Origin of the sequence: Nostoc sp. UHCC 0302, assembly GCF_038096175.1 — a bacterium.
Classification (GTDB): domain Bacteria; phylum Cyanobacteriota; class Cyanobacteriia; order Cyanobacteriales; family Nostocaceae; genus UHCC-0302.
In genome coordinates this window covers 6,246,149-6,260,983 of the sequence record NZ_CP151099.1, presented here as the reverse complement: position 1 = coordinate 6,260,983, position 14,835 = coordinate 6,246,149, and the positions used below count along the sequence as shown (strand labels likewise).

General features: G+C 38.4%; 15 protein-coding genes and 1 tRNA gene. 2 read left to right on the top strand and 14 right to left on the bottom strand.

The window, feature by feature from the left end; translation table 11 throughout:
- Positions 1–154: 154 nt before the first annotated feature.
- Positions 155–1,753, top strand: a complete 1,599-nt coding sequence (locus WKK05_RS27040) for a DGQHR domain-containing protein (protein ID WP_341526121.1) — start codon at positions 155–157, stop codon at positions 1,751–1,753.
- Here WKK05_RS27040 and WKK05_RS27035 read toward each other — a convergent pair whose 3' ends face one another.
- The 9 genes from WKK05_RS27035 to argF all read right to left on the bottom strand — a co-directional run bounded on the left by WKK05_RS27035 (position 1,754) and on the right by argF (position 10,612).
- The gene (locus tag WKK05_RS27035) at positions 1,754–2,731 is read right to left on the bottom strand and encodes an HNH endonuclease (protein ID WP_341526120.1); all 978 of its coding nucleotides are present in this window, start codon (positions 2,729–2,731) and stop codon (positions 1,754–1,756) included.
- 73 nt (positions 2,732–2,804) lie between these two features.
- Positions 2,805–3,278 carry a DNA phosphorothioation-associated protein 4 gene (locus WKK05_RS27030; protein WP_341526119.1) on the bottom strand — a complete coding sequence of 158 codons (474 nt, stop codon included), beginning with the start codon at positions 3,276–3,278 and terminating at the stop codon, positions 2,805–2,807.
- A 93-nt stretch (positions 3,279–3,371) separates the two neighbouring features.
- Positions 3,372–3,923: a Uma2 family endonuclease gene (locus WKK05_RS27025; RefSeq protein WP_341526118.1), complete on the bottom strand. Its 552-nt coding sequence runs from the start codon at positions 3,921–3,923 to the stop codon at positions 3,372–3,374.
- 93 nt (positions 3,924–4,016) lie between these two features.
- Positions 4,017–4,586, bottom strand: coding sequence for a Uma2 family endonuclease (locus WKK05_RS27020; RefSeq protein ID WP_341526117.1), 570 nt, complete (start codon positions 4,584–4,586; stop codon positions 4,017–4,019).
- A 73-nt stretch (positions 4,587–4,659) separates the two neighbouring features.
- Positions 4,660–6,732: an AAA family ATPase gene (locus WKK05_RS27015; RefSeq protein ID WP_341526116.1), complete on the bottom strand. Its 2,073-nt coding sequence runs from the start codon at positions 6,730–6,732 to the stop codon at positions 4,660–4,662.
- Positions 6,729–6,902: a hypothetical protein gene (locus tag WKK05_RS27010; RefSeq protein ID WP_341526115.1), complete on the bottom strand. Its 174-nt coding sequence runs from the start codon at positions 6,900–6,902 to the stop codon at positions 6,729–6,731. The genes WKK05_RS27015 and WKK05_RS27010 overlap by 4 nt, the downstream gene beginning before the upstream one ends.
- A 292-nt stretch (positions 6,903–7,194) precedes the next feature.
- On the bottom strand, positions 7,195–8,670 hold the full coding sequence (locus WKK05_RS27005) for a DNA phosphorothioation system restriction enzyme (RefSeq protein ID WP_341526114.1): 1,476 nt from the start codon (positions 8,668–8,670) through the stop codon (positions 7,195–7,197).
- A gap of 116 nt (positions 8,671–8,786) precedes the next feature.
- Entirely contained in the window at positions 8,787–9,392 is a 606-nt protein-coding gene (gene lexA, locus WKK05_RS27000) for a transcriptional repressor LexA (protein WP_341526113.1), read from the bottom strand.
- A gap of 299 nt (positions 9,393–9,691) precedes the next feature.
- Positions 9,692–10,612: an ornithine carbamoyltransferase gene (argF, locus tag WKK05_RS26995; RefSeq protein WP_341526112.1), complete on the bottom strand. Its 921-nt coding sequence runs from the start codon at positions 10,610–10,612 to the stop codon at positions 9,692–9,694.
- A 326-nt stretch (positions 10,613–10,938) separates the two neighbouring features.
- Between argF and WKK05_RS26990 the strand changes: the two genes are divergently transcribed.
- Positions 10,939–11,010, top strand: a tRNA-Thr gene (locus WKK05_RS26990).
- A gap of 396 nt (positions 11,011–11,406) precedes the next feature.
- Here the strand turns inward: WKK05_RS26990 and WKK05_RS26985 are convergent.
- The 5 genes from WKK05_RS26985 to ssuE all read right to left on the bottom strand — a co-directional run bounded on the left by WKK05_RS26985 (position 11,407) and on the right by ssuE (position 14,795).
- Positions 11,407–11,802, bottom strand: coding sequence for a hypothetical protein (locus WKK05_RS26985; RefSeq protein WP_341526111.1), 396 nt, complete (start codon positions 11,800–11,802; stop codon positions 11,407–11,409).
- A gap of 33 nt (positions 11,803–11,835) precedes the next feature.
- Positions 11,836–12,534 (bottom strand): hypothetical protein, encoded by a 699-nt coding sequence (locus WKK05_RS26980; RefSeq protein WP_341526110.1) that lies wholly within the window; start codon positions 12,532–12,534, stop codon positions 11,836–11,838.
- A 287-nt stretch (positions 12,535–12,821) separates the two neighbouring features.
- Entirely contained in the window at positions 12,822–13,016 is a 195-nt protein-coding gene (locus tag WKK05_RS26975; RefSeq protein WP_341526109.1) for a hypothetical protein, read from the bottom strand.
- A gap of 538 nt (positions 13,017–13,554) precedes the next feature.
- A complete protein-coding gene (locus WKK05_RS26970) occupies positions 13,555–13,800 on the bottom strand; it encodes a hypothetical protein (protein ID WP_341526108.1) in 246 nt (81 codons plus the stop codon).
- A 428-nt stretch (positions 13,801–14,228) separates the two neighbouring features.
- On the bottom strand, positions 14,229–14,795 hold the full coding sequence (gene ssuE / locus WKK05_RS26965) for an NADPH-dependent FMN reductase (RefSeq protein ID WP_341526107.1): 567 nt from the start codon (positions 14,793–14,795) through the stop codon (positions 14,229–14,231).
- Positions 14,796–14,835 lie beyond the last annotated feature (40 nt).

Genomic DNA, 14,835 nt, shown 5'->3' with positions numbered 1-14,835 from the left:
ACACTGGCGTAATATTCGGGCGAATGGAATTCACGTCTACATAGACAAAACCCATCTCCGTGGGTTGAAGAAAAGTTTTTAAAAACCTTACTGGTAATATCCAAATTTTTGGATAATTAAAGGACATAATCCTATTCTGTTTTTAAAATTTAACATGAAAGATAGTGCATCTGACCCCACTTCTGACATCGCTAGAGAGTACCTAGAACGAGAAAACAAGGAAAAACAGGTATTAGCTTTACTCCTGGAGAAGTTTTTAGGCAGAAAAGATCAGATTCTTGTTCAAAAAACCGAGATGGGTGGTACTGAGGCTTATGTTAGCTCTGTTACCTTGGAATGGTTCGCAGGTCGGGTTCACTTCGCCTCTGGCTTACCTCTGTTTCAAAAAAAGTATAATCCAGAGACTGATAATGTCGAGATTGACGCGGATAGTATTGATGAAATTCAGCAGCGTCCCCTTGATTGGTCACGTCAAGCACCGCTAGTGCAGTATTTGGCGGCTCGACAAAATCACAAGTTTCCGCCAGTGCTAGTAGTAATTAATCAACCGTGGGTGGATAATCCTAAAGCTGCTGAGTGGGATAGCGAAGGACGCGCCACAAAGTCTACTACTGATTTTATACCCTTAGATAAAGACGCTAAAGTAGGTCTGCTAAATATTTCTGAGGATGATGTCACTATTTATGCATTAGATGGTCAACACCGATTAATGGGGGTTCAGGGGTTGATGGAGTTAATTAAAACTCGTAAACTCCAGCGCTATAAAAAAGATAAAGGTGCTGATGACAGTTTTATTACAGTTAATGATTTGATAGAAAAGTACCAAGTAGACCTTGCTTACTTACAAAATTTACCCAAGGAAAAAATTGGTATTGAGTTCATCTGTGCGGTAGCGGCTGGGGAAACTCGCACCCAAGCGAGGCGGAGAGTGAGATCGATTTTTGTTCATGTCAACCTGATGGCTGCACCCTTGACTAAAGGTCAGCTAACCCAGTTGAATGAAGATGATGGTTTTGCGATCGTTGCTAGAAAAATTGCAGTTACACATCCACTATTAGAACAACGACAAGAGCGCAATCCTCGTGTTAATTGGAATAGTGCAACAGTAGCCTCCAATTCTACAGTTTTAACGACTTTGCAAGCTCTACAAGATATGTCTGAGCGATATTTAGTTCATAAATTTCCTCACTGGAAACCTTTAGAAAAAGGTCTAATTCCCATGCGTCCAGAGGATGAAGAAATTGAGCAGGGAATTGAGGAATTTAAAAAGCTGTTTGATTCTTTGGCTAATCTTCCTAGTTATAAAATTTTAGAACACGAGGATACACCAGCTTTACGGCGCTTCAGCTTTGAGAAAGATGGAGGTGAAGGAAATATGCTTTTCCGTCCAGTTGCTCAAGTTGCATTAGCGCAAGCTTTGGGAATTTTAGTTTTTAAAAAAGGTTTTTCCCTAACAGATATTTTTAAGAAACTGCGGAAGTTTGACCAGCAAGGTGGTTTTAGTGGTATGGAATATCCCCAATCTCTCTGGTATGGGATTTTGTATGACCCGAATAAAAAGCGGGTGCAGGTTGCTGGACGAGATTTAGCCGCGAAGTTATTGGTTTACATTCTGGGTGGAATTCAGGAACAGATGGAACGTGCTGAACTTCGTAAGGCTTTGGCCGATGCTAGGACTGTGGAAGATAAAACTATAAGTTTTGATGGCGAGTTTGTTGATCCAAAAGCTGTAGGACTTCCACCTGTCTTGTAATTATGCTTGAAATATATTTTGGCGATGCCATTGCAGCGCTTCCATTTCTGGAAAGTGTTGCTCTGTATTTGGTAGAAGTATTGTTTCACCATCAAAATCTTTCATAGGTTTAGTATGGGGAGATGCTTCTTCCAAATCATTGCTAACTATGATTTTGTATTGCTCATCTACAGTAAACCAACCCCTGTCAAATGCCCAATGATGGTTTTTACACAGTGCTATTCCATTATGAATCCTACTATCGTAGAATTGTGAAAATGGCTTTATATGTGCGCCATCAACGATGTTTTGAGTTATAGATTTAGTTACTTTAAGTCCACAAAAAGCACATTTGTAATCATAAATACTTATAATGGCTTTCCTGAAAAAAGCATTTCTAATTACTGCTTTTTTTAATCTCCATCTAGGATTAGGATCTAAATTATTAGACTCAATAGTTTTGTCTATTTGTAAGGGTGTATATTCAAAATTTTGGTTAATGTTTAAAAAAGGTTCTATCGTATTATCTTCAGATGGTAGCCAAGCTGAAACAAGTGCATCAATTAATATTTGCTTAGAAATTTCATCTTGAATGAAATTAAATAGTTCATCATCCAAATATGCATAGTCAACATCTTCCTTGAGTTTGGGAATTGTTTGCGGACGACCACCATCATATTCCGAACTATACTTAAGATGCCAAAATTTACCTTGATCATTTTTTAGATGAAAAAAAGGAAGGGCAAAATCACTTCCCTTAAAAGTACTAGAAGCAAGTACTTCCCAATAGTTCTTGAATGTATCAATCAATTCATCTGATATTTTAATACGATTATCTATTATTAAATCTTGTGTAATTAGGTCAATTATAGATAAAAGTAATATCGGTTTATTAAGAGCATCACCTTTTTTTCTACTTTTATATACCTTAATACTAGAAAAACATTCACAGTAATAAACTAAATTTCGCTGATGTACTGGCTGTTGTGCTTTACTCATTATTTCATTTTTATATAAATCACAAGTATTTTCTCAATCTGTTGGTAATTATTAAGTGTGGATTGATGGGGTCTTATGAAAGAAACTTGCTTAAATCAAAATCCTCTTCTTGAGAGTTATCTTGAAACCTTTCATAACTGAGAATCAATAAAATTCTTTCATAATAATCTACTGCACCCCGCATTTCTGCTTGTAATATTTCAAGTCCACCATTAGCATATTCTTCAAAAATATAATTACGTTTTTCGTTATTGTTTCCTTCTTCGAGAGATAAAACTTTTATATCTTGAGTTTCAGCAATTGCTATTAAATTTATTACCGTATTATATCCCCTGACTATAAACTGTTCTTGGGGTATTGGCGACGGTTCCCTTTTAGAAATCTCTCCTAAAGCCACCCGCCTTTTATGTTTTGCACCCAATGCTGCTGCAAACACAATGACATCAGCAAAAGTATTAAAAGGCCCTGTTCCACCATCTGAAGATGTTAAATCTTTCACCAACTCAGCCTTATCTTTAGCAACCCTGATTCTGCCAGTTTCAGCCATTGTTTTAATATATACTGTGTTGCTATTTTAACCGAAAGTCAAAAATGATAGTAATTATTAACGCATTATTTTATACTAGTATGTGAGCGATCGCTAAACAAACAAATTATCCACTAACATAATCCATCCTGGCACTGCGGGTTCAGCTTCGGCTACCTCACCACGACGATACACTTGCGGTTCTTCAGGATTACTAGCACGATATACTCTAATAACTTCCTCTTTGAGTACATCTACATCCCAAACTACCAAAGTACCAGCTGCAAAATAATCACGGCGTTTACTAGCCATATCTTTCTCAGCCTTATCACCGTAATCATTTTCGCTTCTCACCTCAGCAGCAAATATAGGCGCACCATTAAGAAACTTCCCACCTGTAGGTTTGCCAGTATAAAACGCAGCATCAGGACTTAAAGAACGGCGATTAGGGAGATTGACAATAAAACCGACATTATCAGGCAAAGCGTAACCACTTTTTGTCAGACGTTCATAATCCCGTAGACTTGCATAAATTTCACCACCTGCACGTCCTGGTAAAAATCCAGTTGGAGACATCAGCACCAATTTTCCATTGACAATCTCTGCTTTACAATTGTCAGGTAAGTGGTACAAATCTTCAATAGTTGCTTCAGTTTTAATACTCATAAAATAACTTCTAATTCGTGAGGGATAATCTCAATTTTACGCCCTCTATTTTCTTTGCGTTCTCTGCGCCTTGGCGGTTCGTTTCTCCAAAATTTATATTGCAAACTGAACATCCTCATAAACCAAAGAAATAGGAAATTTAAAATCAACACTAGTTAAATGAACTTCATCCCCTGCTTCATAAGGGTGTAACTCCCAGAGTCCTCTATCATTTAACCGGAAGCAATCTAAACCAATTTTTTCAGCATCGATGAGGACGTATTCTTGCAAAGTCTGAATGCGACGATACCGCGTAAATTTTTTACCTCGGTCGTAAGCTTCTGTGCTAGGGGAAAGAACTTCAACAATTAAACAAGGATATTGGAGAAATTCAATAGCTTGTTTGTCCCGTTCATCGCAACTCACCACAACATCGGGATAATGAAAAGGCCCCTTCTCAGATACACCTACTTTCGCATCCGCCATAAAGGGAAGACACTCACTCCCTCTTAGATGAATTTTTAACGCTGAAGCTAAGTTTAAAGCAATAGTTGTATGGGGAAGAGTACCCCCAGTCATGGCGAAAACTTCACCATCAATATATTCATATTTAATTTCTTGGCGTTCTTCCCATTCCAGATATTCTTGGGGAGACATATAATTTCTGTCTGAACTCGCAACCATAACTTTATTCCTCCTTTTTTCTCAAATGTAACCAAGAAAAAACCTTTGCGCCTCTGCGTCTTTCCGTGAGTAATTACCCATTCCGTTCAACTGCGATAATTTCCGTATACTCAAACTCGTTCGGACTTTGTTTCACCAAAGGATATCTTTCTTCACCCAACTCAATATAATCTTGTTCGCAATCAGGTTTAGAAGAATAATACGTAAGCACATATTCTCTACCAATTCTGTCTGTCATTTCCGTTTCAACTTCACCGCGCCACTGAGTCTTAGTAACTAAAACTATCAACTGATTCGCTAATTGGGGAATTGTCTTCGCAATGTGTCGCCGCGAATTCTCATCCAAACTACCGAAGGGTGAATCCATGACAATTGGGAAAGTGCTACTATCGGGAATCATCATCATTTTCCGCTTCTCACTCCATTCTCGCACTTTGTCAATGATGCTGGCTATAAAGGATAAACTGAGAATTTGATTTTCCCCAGTAGATGCTGCAACTGGTGCTTCTATACCTGTAGTATTTTCTACTAATGTCAGTTCATATTTATCGCTAATTTTAGGAATGTATGGAGTTACAGAAATCTCTGTGAATATCTCTTGTACTCGCTTTTCTAGTTGCAGGCGAAATTGTTGTTCTTGACGATTTCTAACTTCCGTTAACCGTTCAATTGCATCTTGAGTGGCGTTAATTCGTCGCTGTGCTAGAGTTTGCTTGTCTTCATTCAGCTTTTGTTTGGCGATTTGCTTGTTTAAACCTTCAATTTCAGTTGTCAGTTGAGCAATTTGCTGCTGATTTGCACCCTGTTCTCGATTTAATTCATCAATTTTACTTTCAATTTCATCTAAGCGTTTTTGTAAATTGCTAATTTCTTCATTAGCATCTTTTCGCAACCGTTCTTGAATATTATCTAAATCGCCTTCAATCTGAGATATCGTTTGCCTTAACTGATTAATTCTACTTTGTTCTCTATCAACCTCTTCCCAAAAACCTATTGCTTGCTTATCAATTTCATCAACTTGAGCGCTCATCCGAATTGCAGTTTCTTCCACTGCCGAGGAACCTGCTCTATTTAACCAGGTACTCACATGAGTATGAGAATGATTACCCTCATGTAATTCTGCGCCACAAATACAGCGTTGAGAATTCAGTAAATCATTCACAAATTCGCGCGAAATTCCTGATGTTAACTCGCCTCGCTGCTTCAAATCATTGATAATTTCTCGAAACTGTGCTGTAGTTTCTGATAGTAAAACAGTATAACCCCGTGCAGAGATAACTTTTTTCAGTGCTTCTTTGGTTTTTTTATATTCTTCTTGATTCGCCGTCTTCTGTGACTCTAAATCCTGCCATCTTTCTTGCAATTCCTTAGCAGCGCTCAATTCTCGTAAACGGTTACTTGTCTCTTTTTTAAAAGTTTGTTGATATTCTAATTCTTCTTTAATTTCTGTTTGCCGTTTGGTAATATGTTCACGTTCGCGTTCTATCTTCTCTTGCTGCCGTAACAGTTGTTTAGTTTGGGAATCACCAATCGCTTTTAACTCATTTTCTAAAGTTTTTTTAGCATCTCCCAAATGTCTGATGGAACGGTTAATTACCTCTACACCCAAGAAAATCTTTGTAGCTTCAGCAATTTCAGCTTTTTTATCAGAACGAACTATTTCTTCAATTCGTTCACCGTCAAAGAAAAAATATTGATGTAAAGTAGCGGGTAAAATTTGATTAATTATATCGTCTGGTTGCTGAGTTGGTATATTCCATTTACCATCATCCGCACCAACCCACATGGTTAATTGAGTTTTGCCAGCATCAAAATCACTTTCGCTTTTATAACCCCGACAGGCGCGTTTAACTCGATAGCGTTTACATTCATGTTCCCAGCCAATTTCCACCCAACATTCTACAGCTTGACCTTTTTGAGCTTCTGCGATCGCACGCTTATTTACTAACTGTTCTATCGATGCAAACGCTGCACTAAATTTATCATACAATACCCACGTAAAGGCATTTAGTAAACTCGTTTTGCCAGAGCCATTATTACCATGAATAATCGTTGTATTGTGAACATCTTCTCCAGCGATGATTATCTCTGGTGTCGTACCATAAAAGGAGCGAAAGTTGCATAGCTTGATTGAAGTCAGCTTCATCGCACCTCCTCCTTAATAATGTCCAAAATATGATCATTTATGTGGCTGTTAATCTTCTTATCTAGCCTACCTTTTTCCAGCTTCCATACCCGCTCAATAATGTGCCGTACTTCCGACGGAGCGCTGGTTATTGGCTCTTGTACATCGTCGATATTCGCCTCTTGTGACATCTTGGGTTTTCAAATATACTTTTTCTATTTCTATATTTTAACTTTCTCTCCTAGTGAAATAGGCTCCGTAAAGCCGCTGTTTGCGTTATCTTTAAAATACTAACTTTCTTTGAAAAAAGACTTTATTATTTAATTATTTTCTGTTATTATTCATCCTGAGATTTTAAATTATAATGGGATGTAAGTAGAATTTTTAAAACGACTTACATCCCATTACAATCAATTTACTAATTTCATTATTTCATACTTAATGCTTCTTTTTTATAAACTATAAAAATTTTACAATTGCTCATCAAATATCTAATAAACCATATCGCTTTTGTAAATCAAGTAACTTCATTCTTGCTTCCCCAGCGTTATCAGCCAAATCAGCAAACTCTACAAAGCGACGCAATTCCTTTTTCAATAGATTACGCTCGACTTCTATAGTTTCTCTATCCAAATCTGGGGGTAAAACAATCATGTCAAATATTGTCGCGCGTTCTTTAGCCGGATGAGGACGTAAAACTCGCCCCCGTCGCTGGATAAACTGACGGGGATTACCAGAACTTGATAAAATCACCGCAGTTTGAATTGCCGGAATATCGACACCTTCATCTAAACAGCGAATTGCTACTAAACCTTGCAATTCACCACTTTCAAATTGATGCCGTAAAATTTCCCTTTCTTGTAAAGTTGTCTGGGCTGTATAAGTGCTTACCTTGTATCCTAAATCCACCCCCAGAATTTTAGCAACAGCTTTAACTTGGCGTAGAGATGAACGTTGTCCCGCCTCTTGTGAACCGTCGCTGCAATAAAAAAGAGTGTGAGTAGTTTCGCGGCGAGTTGCCATTAACTTATGCAAGGCAGTTAATTTATTTTCTGCTGCACCAATTAATCTTGCTCTTTGCATCAACAATGGCTTTAAATCTTCATTGTCTTCAAATCCCGCTTCGCCATTTTCTCGCTCTCTATATAGTAGCGATCGCCCAATTCTTTTAGTTAGCTTTAAATAAGCAATACTTTCAGCTTCCGTTAATTCTACCAAAATTGGGTAATACAAATAATGTACTAAAGCACCTTGAGAAATAGCATCCCTCAAAGTGAATTCTGGTTTGAGAACTGGGCCAAAATAATCAAATAAAGATTGTGTACCATAGTCATCAAAATACCTCTCCGGTGTGGCAGATAAAGCCAGTCTCAAACCAACACAGCGCGGCAAACTTTCTTCTAACTTCGGTGCGCCTAAATTATGCGCTTCATCGCCAATAATTAAAGTCTTAGCGGGAAAATATTTGAGTTGAGACTGAAACCCTTCGCCAATTAAAGTAGAGTTGGTGGTGATGATAGTGACAAATCTTTGAGAACCAGAACGCAGATTATAAATTTGCGTAGAAAGTTGACTTTGCCAAGTGCGTAAATTCTCAAAAGCTAAAATAGGTTGTAAATTAAATTTTTCACATTCTCGCGCCCATTGGGTGACGAGATGACGATAAGGACACACCACCAACAAGACTTGTAAATTAATCTGCTGATATAATTCACTAGCGATCGCTAATGCCGTGATTGTTTTACCACTACCAGTAGCCATTTTCAGCGTTCCTCTGCCATTATTAGCAAACCAGCTAGCAATCGCTTGCCGCTGATACTGCCGTAATTGCAGAGATGGAGGCATTCTTGGGCATCCTGGTAATGGTTGCGAATAATAACTGCCCTTACTTTCCCTGACAAATGGTGACTTTAATCGGAAAGTGGGCAGTTGCTGCACTGGATTTGACGTTAGGTACATAAAAAGTCAAACACAAAGGTGGTGATGAACCCTAATAATTGGACATTGGGCATTGGGTATTGGGCATTGGTAATATTTTTTCTATTCCCTATTCCCCATTCCCCATTCCCTATTTATTAGTTGTAACCTCGCCAAACGCCAATCAGAGAACCTTGCACCTGTACTTGCATTGCAGAGACTTCAATGGGATTGTATTTACGATTTGCTGGTTTGAGGGTGACGCGATCGCCACTGCGATAAAAACGCTTTAATGTAGTACCGTAGCCATCCACTCTGGCGGCGACAATAGTACCATTTTTGAGATGATCTGGTTCTGCTACTGGAAGCAGGAATACTAAATCCCCATCAGCAATTAAATCCTCAATCATGCTATCGCCAGCTACGCGCAAAGCGTAGGTTTTAGCAGGTAATGATAAATTAGAAAAGTCTAGATGCTCTACAGCATCAGTAAAGGGTTCTATTAAACCACCAGCAGCAATTGTTCCTAAAATCGGTACACCTTGCTTAACAGGATGTAAAATCCGAATTGTTCGCGCCTTACCTTCATTCCATTCTATGTATCCTTTAACGCGTAAATGTTCCAAGCGGCTTTGAATTGGTGCTGGTGACTTGAGATTCATCGCCTGCATCATTTGCCGAATTGAAGGCGAATGCTGGTGAATTCGGATATATTCTGCCAACCATTCGTAAAGTTCTTGTTGAGCTTCTGTTAAACGTTCCATAAATTTTCTGGGAAGTAATTATAAATGTCTATAGAACATTAGTACTACAAAAAACTCCCCTTAACAAGATAAAAATAAAAATATAAAAGGAAAAATAAAAATTATTCTCTTGTTTTACTTTTGATCTTTGACAAATAAAGGGTTGAGTATTAGGGACTGGGTATTGGGTATTAGGGATTAAGACTGGGTATTAGAGATTTGGTATCAGAGATTAAATATTTAAGATTAAGTAATAAGAAAAGTCTTACCCAGTCCCTAGTCCCCAATCCCCAATCCCCAGTCCCCAGTCTCCAATACCCTTATTCTGCGCCTAAAATACTAGCCAGCAAAGCTTTTTGGGCGTGCAGGCGATTTTCTGCTTGTTCCCAAACTCGTGATTGAGAACCTTCGATAACTGCCTCAGTGATTTCTTCACCGCGATGGGCTGGTAAGCAGTGTAAAACAATTGCCTCCGGTTCAGCAAGGCTTAATAGCTGCTCGGAAATTTGGTAGGGCTGGAAAATTGGGAACCGATTGTCTGCTTCAGCTTCTTGCCCCATGCTTGCCCATACATCAGTGTACAACACAGCAGCTCCTTTGGCTGCTACTTCTGGGTCATGAGTGAGGATAACTTCAGTTTTATCACCTGCGATCGCTCTTGCTTGTTCTACAATTTTTGGATCTGGCTCATACTGACTAGGCGTGGCAATTCTGACATTCATCCCTGCTAAAGCACAACCCAACATCAGGGAATTAGCGACATTATTACCATCACCCACATAGGTTAAAGTTAACCCAGTCAGCTTGCCAAAGCTTTCTTGAATCGTCAATAAATCAGCCAATACCTGACAGGGATGTTCTAAATCTGTCAGCGCATTAATTACAGGAATTTTGGCGTAGTGAGCAAAAGTTTCCAATTCCTCCTGTGCAAAAGTGCGAATTGCCAAAATATCCAAATATTTATCCAACACTCGCGCAGTATCCTGCACAGGTTCCCCGCGGCTAACTTGAGTAACATTAGGGTTAAGGTCAATTACCTGTCCCCCTAGTTGGTACATCGCCACAGTGAAACTTACTCGCGTGCGAGTTGACGCTTTAGAGAACAACAATCCCAATACTTTATTGCACTGCAACTTCAGCTGTTGTGACTTGAGTTGGGTTGCCAATTGCAGGAGTTCTTGCAGTTCCGTGGGAGTGAGATCCGCTAGACCTAATAAATCTCTTCCAATCAACGCTGCCATGCTTCCGAATCAGTAAAAAATAATTATGTATTTTTTTTGTTCTTTTATCTAGAGGTGTCAAAAAAATATAGGCTTAAAACCTATGAGATATTCTTACGCCCAGTCTAAGATTTTAAGTTAGCTTTTGCTACAAAGATTAATTTATGAACTTTATCAGTTCTATTCCACTTTTAATCCCCATATATCTGATAAAATCTTAAATTGAGTGATTTTGCCAAATTATTGACTCTTTTAACCTAATTAGGGAAAGAGGTATTTTTTTGCGGCGCAGGTAGACAAATAAATTAATTGTGCTACAATTAGAAACTGTGCCACCAATAGAGTTTGCCAGCATAGCACAGTGGTAGTGCATCCGACTTGTAATCGGAAGGTCGCGAGTTCAAATCCCGCTGCTGGCTTTCACAACTTATATTCAGATAAATTTGTCGAGTGTACTGTTGCACATCCACAAAGAAAATTGGATATCGCAGTTTGCAGATTAATGTCGTTATCCATTCTTGATAACCTTTAGTAAATTAATATTGCAAGATTTAAGGTTAACCAAGTATTTTATTTGACGGTATAGTATTATTGCCAACCCAGTGCGAAGACTATAAAATCAAATTTAACTTCAGCCTCAAAGTTCTGTGGCTTATACTAATTATCCAAAATTACCTAGTCTATTAATCATCTAGTCTAGTGTATCTTTGCGTGTCCTCCTCATCGCTTATACCCATTTTCTAGAATTGGTAATTAACCCTTTTTCAGCTTCTGTTCCTATGCCACGAGTAGTTAACTATCCTCTGGTACCAAAACTAGTTTAGTCTGGCTTGTTTTGAAATCCGTCTGGTTATTTCAAGTTCTTGCTTGATTTGATCTACTTCGTCTTGGCATTCTTCTGCTAGCTCTTCGAGATTATTCGCTATTGACAATACCTCTCGCGCTTGCTGTTTCATCTGTGCTGATTTGTGATCATATTTTTGAGAAACTTCTGTAATCTCAGAAAAAATATCTTTGTATTCTTCAGGTGGATTTTTTAACCAGTCCTCCAACTCGCTCTGCGATGTTTGAAGAATAGCAAGGGTTTTTTCCCAAGAAGTTTTAAGACGCATATCTAACGTCTGAATCTCCTCATTTTTCGCCTTGAGTTGTTTGGTATTGTTTACTCCAGCTAACTCGTAGACTTTAGCTTTTAGCTCTTGAAGTTTCATGATTACTATCGAGAGTCCCAAATTTAGAGCATTTTATCGCTCCACTTGTTTTAATTTCTGATAAAGTTTTTCATTCTGTTCGCGAAGACGCTGACTCTCTTGAACTAACGTAGCAATTTGCTGTTTCTGCTGTTCAATTAAAGCGATTGCTTCGTCCCTTTGATGCTTATACCGTTTGGTATGGGCAACTCTTCCACCTAAACTCTGATTATTTTTAGCTAGTTCCTGTCTTCGCTTCTCAACCGCATTGTACTTCTTTTTAAGCTGCTCTAGTTCTGTAACCATTTCCGCCTCAGCTTTACTATTCTCAGCTTCAGATCGGAAGGCTTCATTTTCAGCTTCTAGCGATGCAACTCGTGCTTCTAATCTCTTAATTTCTTTATCTTTACCAAATAATTTCTCTTGTAATGCTTTAATAAGACCCAGCAGCTTAGATTTTTGTTGATCTTGTTCATGAGAAGCTGCTTCAAGTTCATTAGCGCGATCGCGCAGACGACCAGCCCGATTCTGTAAAACTTTGGCTGTACATTCGTATTTAATAATAGCAATAACCCAGTTACGATCTGGTTCATCCAGCCGTTGAACTTCGGGGCTACGCCAAAGATCATCGTAGTTAGTACATTCATGGCGTAGCTCCTGAGTTTGAACGTGTCCCGGAGCCGTAATCAATTCATAGTTTTTCAGCTGCACTCGGTCATGCCAGTAGTCAAACAATACCTTGCTGTCGTCCATTGTGCGATCACTCGTGAAATAGTTATTTATCCTTAAAAATAGAGTAACTAGAAGCTCATTAGGAGTTGTATTTACTCTGAACTGTTTTAATAAATGTTTACTTTGTTACGTTATCTCTTATTTTTGCTATGAATTAGACGGTATTCGGGCAGTTGAGCAACTGCATCAATCGTAGCTTCTTTGTTCTCGTCGCTAGATTCGTAGTTGAATAAAAAAAGTTGTTGAGGTTCGGTATTACTTAGATTGCGAGTGGCAAGACAACCATTAGGTGGTTTTCAAGGTGTCATTTATCCACCAACGATCACGGCGATCGCAGCACCACCCCAGCTAATACCTACTTCGTTGCTTAGAGCAGCCTGAATTCCACGTGAGTATCCCTTGCTGGTTTCAACGAATTTTAATGTGTTCATTACACGAGGTAGACTACCGCCATTGCTTGATGGTGATCCGTTCTGTCCTTCACCTATTGGGGTTTCACACATTACACATCGTTTTGCGTCAGGAAGAAGTATCTCACGGCAGTTTTTACATCGAATCTGCTGAGGACAGTTAGAACAGTAAAACCCATTGGTATACAAGGGATATTGCCAGGAGGGACAAGTCTGTATATTGTTTAGTCTCCAAAACTCTATTTGAACTGCATCTTACAAAGAGGTTCAGATAGAGCGCGACTATTTAGAAGTGTTGGAGGCTATAGAGTAAAATTTATAAGAACTATACTTAGCAAAAAGTTGAAACTTTTTGATTTATAGAATATTAATACCAATTCTCTAAGTGAAAGCAAGACATCGTACCACTTCGTAGAAGCAAGCTACGTAGTAGCACTTAAGCGCAATTACAGCCTGGTTTAATCTGTCGTTATATTTTAGAGAAACCGTATAATATATTCCAGCTAAAACAGCATAAAGTTTTTTAGAAAACTGACAAAACTTGTGGATGCGGTGCGAGATTACACCAAAGATGAATATGCGCGATCGCATCATGGAAACCATGCGAGAACACTTTCACATAAAACAGAATTTAGCTAATTTCTAATTCCTTTTTGGCACGTTTCAACTGTTTCCAAAGGATTTGAATTTGTTTGTAAGCTTCTTCTGGGGAAAGCTTACCGTTACTTTGCAGGCTAGATATGTAGCTTACGCGTTGAGCAAATTCCTGTAGATTAGCGTTAAAAATTAAATATTCTGGCTCGAACTGACCGTAATATGGACTACGAGGATAAAGAAAATCACATAATCCGGATAAGAAATCAGATTCTTGGGGCATAAAAATTATAAATTTTTAGTTAATAGTCAAAAATTAATCCAGACTATATACAAACACTATTTAATCCTAATTTGTAATTTCTATTTTGTCATTAACATCTCCTCTACATTCTATTTTATATAGCTATAAAAATTCATAGTTAAGTAGCAGATGGGATGAAATAACCCATCTACCACAAGTATAGGTTAGGAGAACATTAGAATATTTCTAATATTTAGTCTTCTGACAAAATATTTGCAATGTTAGCAGTTTATTCATATTCAAAAGCTTTAATTAGCTATTTACCATTGCTAATGTGCCAAAATTATAAATTGGCTGGCTCTTAAATATATAACTTGATAATTGCCATTCAAAATTTTAGAGAAAGGTAGCAGAAAGGTAAAAATTACCCTTCTGCTACAAGCAAACGGAGGTATAAACTTGATTATTTAGTTGGCATGAGCCAATTCTGGAGGGGCTGCGGCAGAATATTTCACACCTGCGACAAATTCTTTAAGAACATCTTTGAGTCTTTGCTCAATCTCTGCGTCAGGCTGCACGCTACCATCAGGTAGCCGTTCAAGTTGTTTGTCTACCGCATAAATAGTGGCTAGAATATGCCGCGCTCCTAATTCAGATAAGATGGGTTTCAAGGCATATTCAACTGCTAACAAATGAGCAATCGTCCCACCCGTAGCGATTGGTAATACAACTTTTCCTGTTAATGATTTCTGGGGCAGCAAGTCTAAAAATGCTTTGAGTACACCTGTGTAAGCAGCTTTGTAAATAGGGGTGGCAATAATTACACCATCTGCTTTTGCAAGTAAGGCTTTTGGCTGTTCCAAAGCTGGGCTGTCATAGCGTCCAAAAACCAAATCTTCAGCAGGTAAATCTCTAGCTGAAATTATGTCTACGTGTAAGCCTTGCTGCTGTAAAAGCTTGGAACTATATTCCAAAATTCCGTAGGTTCTAGAAGGATGTGATGGACTACCGGCGATCGCAAGAATATTAGTCATTTAATTAAACTCCATATTGAAGATTAGGGACTGGGGAATA

What these genes read in the sequence shown, in the direction of transcription:
- WKK05_RS27040 (WP_341526121.1), top strand. Translation starts at nt 155, where the DNA reads ATGAAAGATAGTGCATCTGACCCCACTTCTGACATCGCTAGAGAGTAC.
- WKK05_RS27035 (WP_341526120.1), bottom strand. Translation starts at nt 2,731, where the DNA reads ATGAGTAAAGCACAACAGCCAGTACATCAGCGAAATTTAGTTTATTAC.
- WKK05_RS27030 (WP_341526119.1), bottom strand. Translation starts at nt 3,278, where the DNA reads ATGGCTGAAACTGGCAGAATCAGGGTTGCTAAAGATAAGGCTGAGTTG.
- WKK05_RS27025 (WP_341526118.1), bottom strand. Translation starts at nt 3,923, where the DNA reads ATGAGTATTAAAACTGAAGCAACTATTGAAGATTTGTACCACTTACCT.
- WKK05_RS27020 (WP_341526117.1), bottom strand. Translation starts at nt 4,586, where the DNA reads ATGGTTGCGAGTTCAGACAGAAATTATATGTCTCCCCAAGAATATCTG.
- WKK05_RS27015 (WP_341526116.1), bottom strand. Translation starts at nt 6,732, where the DNA reads ATGAAGCTGACTTCAATCAAGCTATGCAACTTTCGCTCCTTTTATGGT.
- WKK05_RS27010 (WP_341526115.1), bottom strand. Translation starts at nt 6,902, where the DNA reads ATGTCACAAGAGGCGAATATCGACGATGTACAAGAGCCAATAACCAGC.
- WKK05_RS27005 (WP_341526114.1), bottom strand. Translation starts at nt 8,670, where the DNA reads ATGTACCTAACGTCAAATCCAGTGCAGCAACTGCCCACTTTCCGATTA.
- lexA (WP_341526113.1), bottom strand. Translation starts at nt 9,392, where the DNA reads ATGGAACGTTTAACAGAAGCTCAACAAGAACTTTACGAATGGTTGGCA.
- argF (WP_341526112.1), bottom strand. Translation starts at nt 10,612, where the DNA reads ATGGCAGCGTTGATTGGAAGAGATTTATTAGGTCTAGCGGATCTCACT.
- WKK05_RS26985 (WP_341526111.1), bottom strand. Translation starts at nt 11,802, where the DNA reads ATGAAACTTCAAGAGCTAAAAGCTAAAGTCTACGAGTTAGCTGGAGTA.
- WKK05_RS26980 (WP_341526110.1), bottom strand. Translation starts at nt 12,534, where the DNA reads ATGGACGACAGCAAGGTATTGTTTGACTACTGGCATGACCGAGTGCAG.
- WKK05_RS26975 (WP_341526109.1), bottom strand. Translation starts at nt 13,016, where the DNA reads ATGTGTGAAACCCCAATAGGTGAAGGACAGAACGGATCACCATCAAGC.
- WKK05_RS26970 (WP_341526108.1), bottom strand. Translation starts at nt 13,800, where the DNA reads ATGCCCCAAGAATCTGATTTCTTATCCGGATTATGTGATTTTCTTTAT.
- ssuE (WP_341526107.1), bottom strand. Translation starts at nt 14,795, where the DNA reads ATGACTAATATTCTTGCGATCGCCGGTAGTCCATCACATCCTTCTAGA.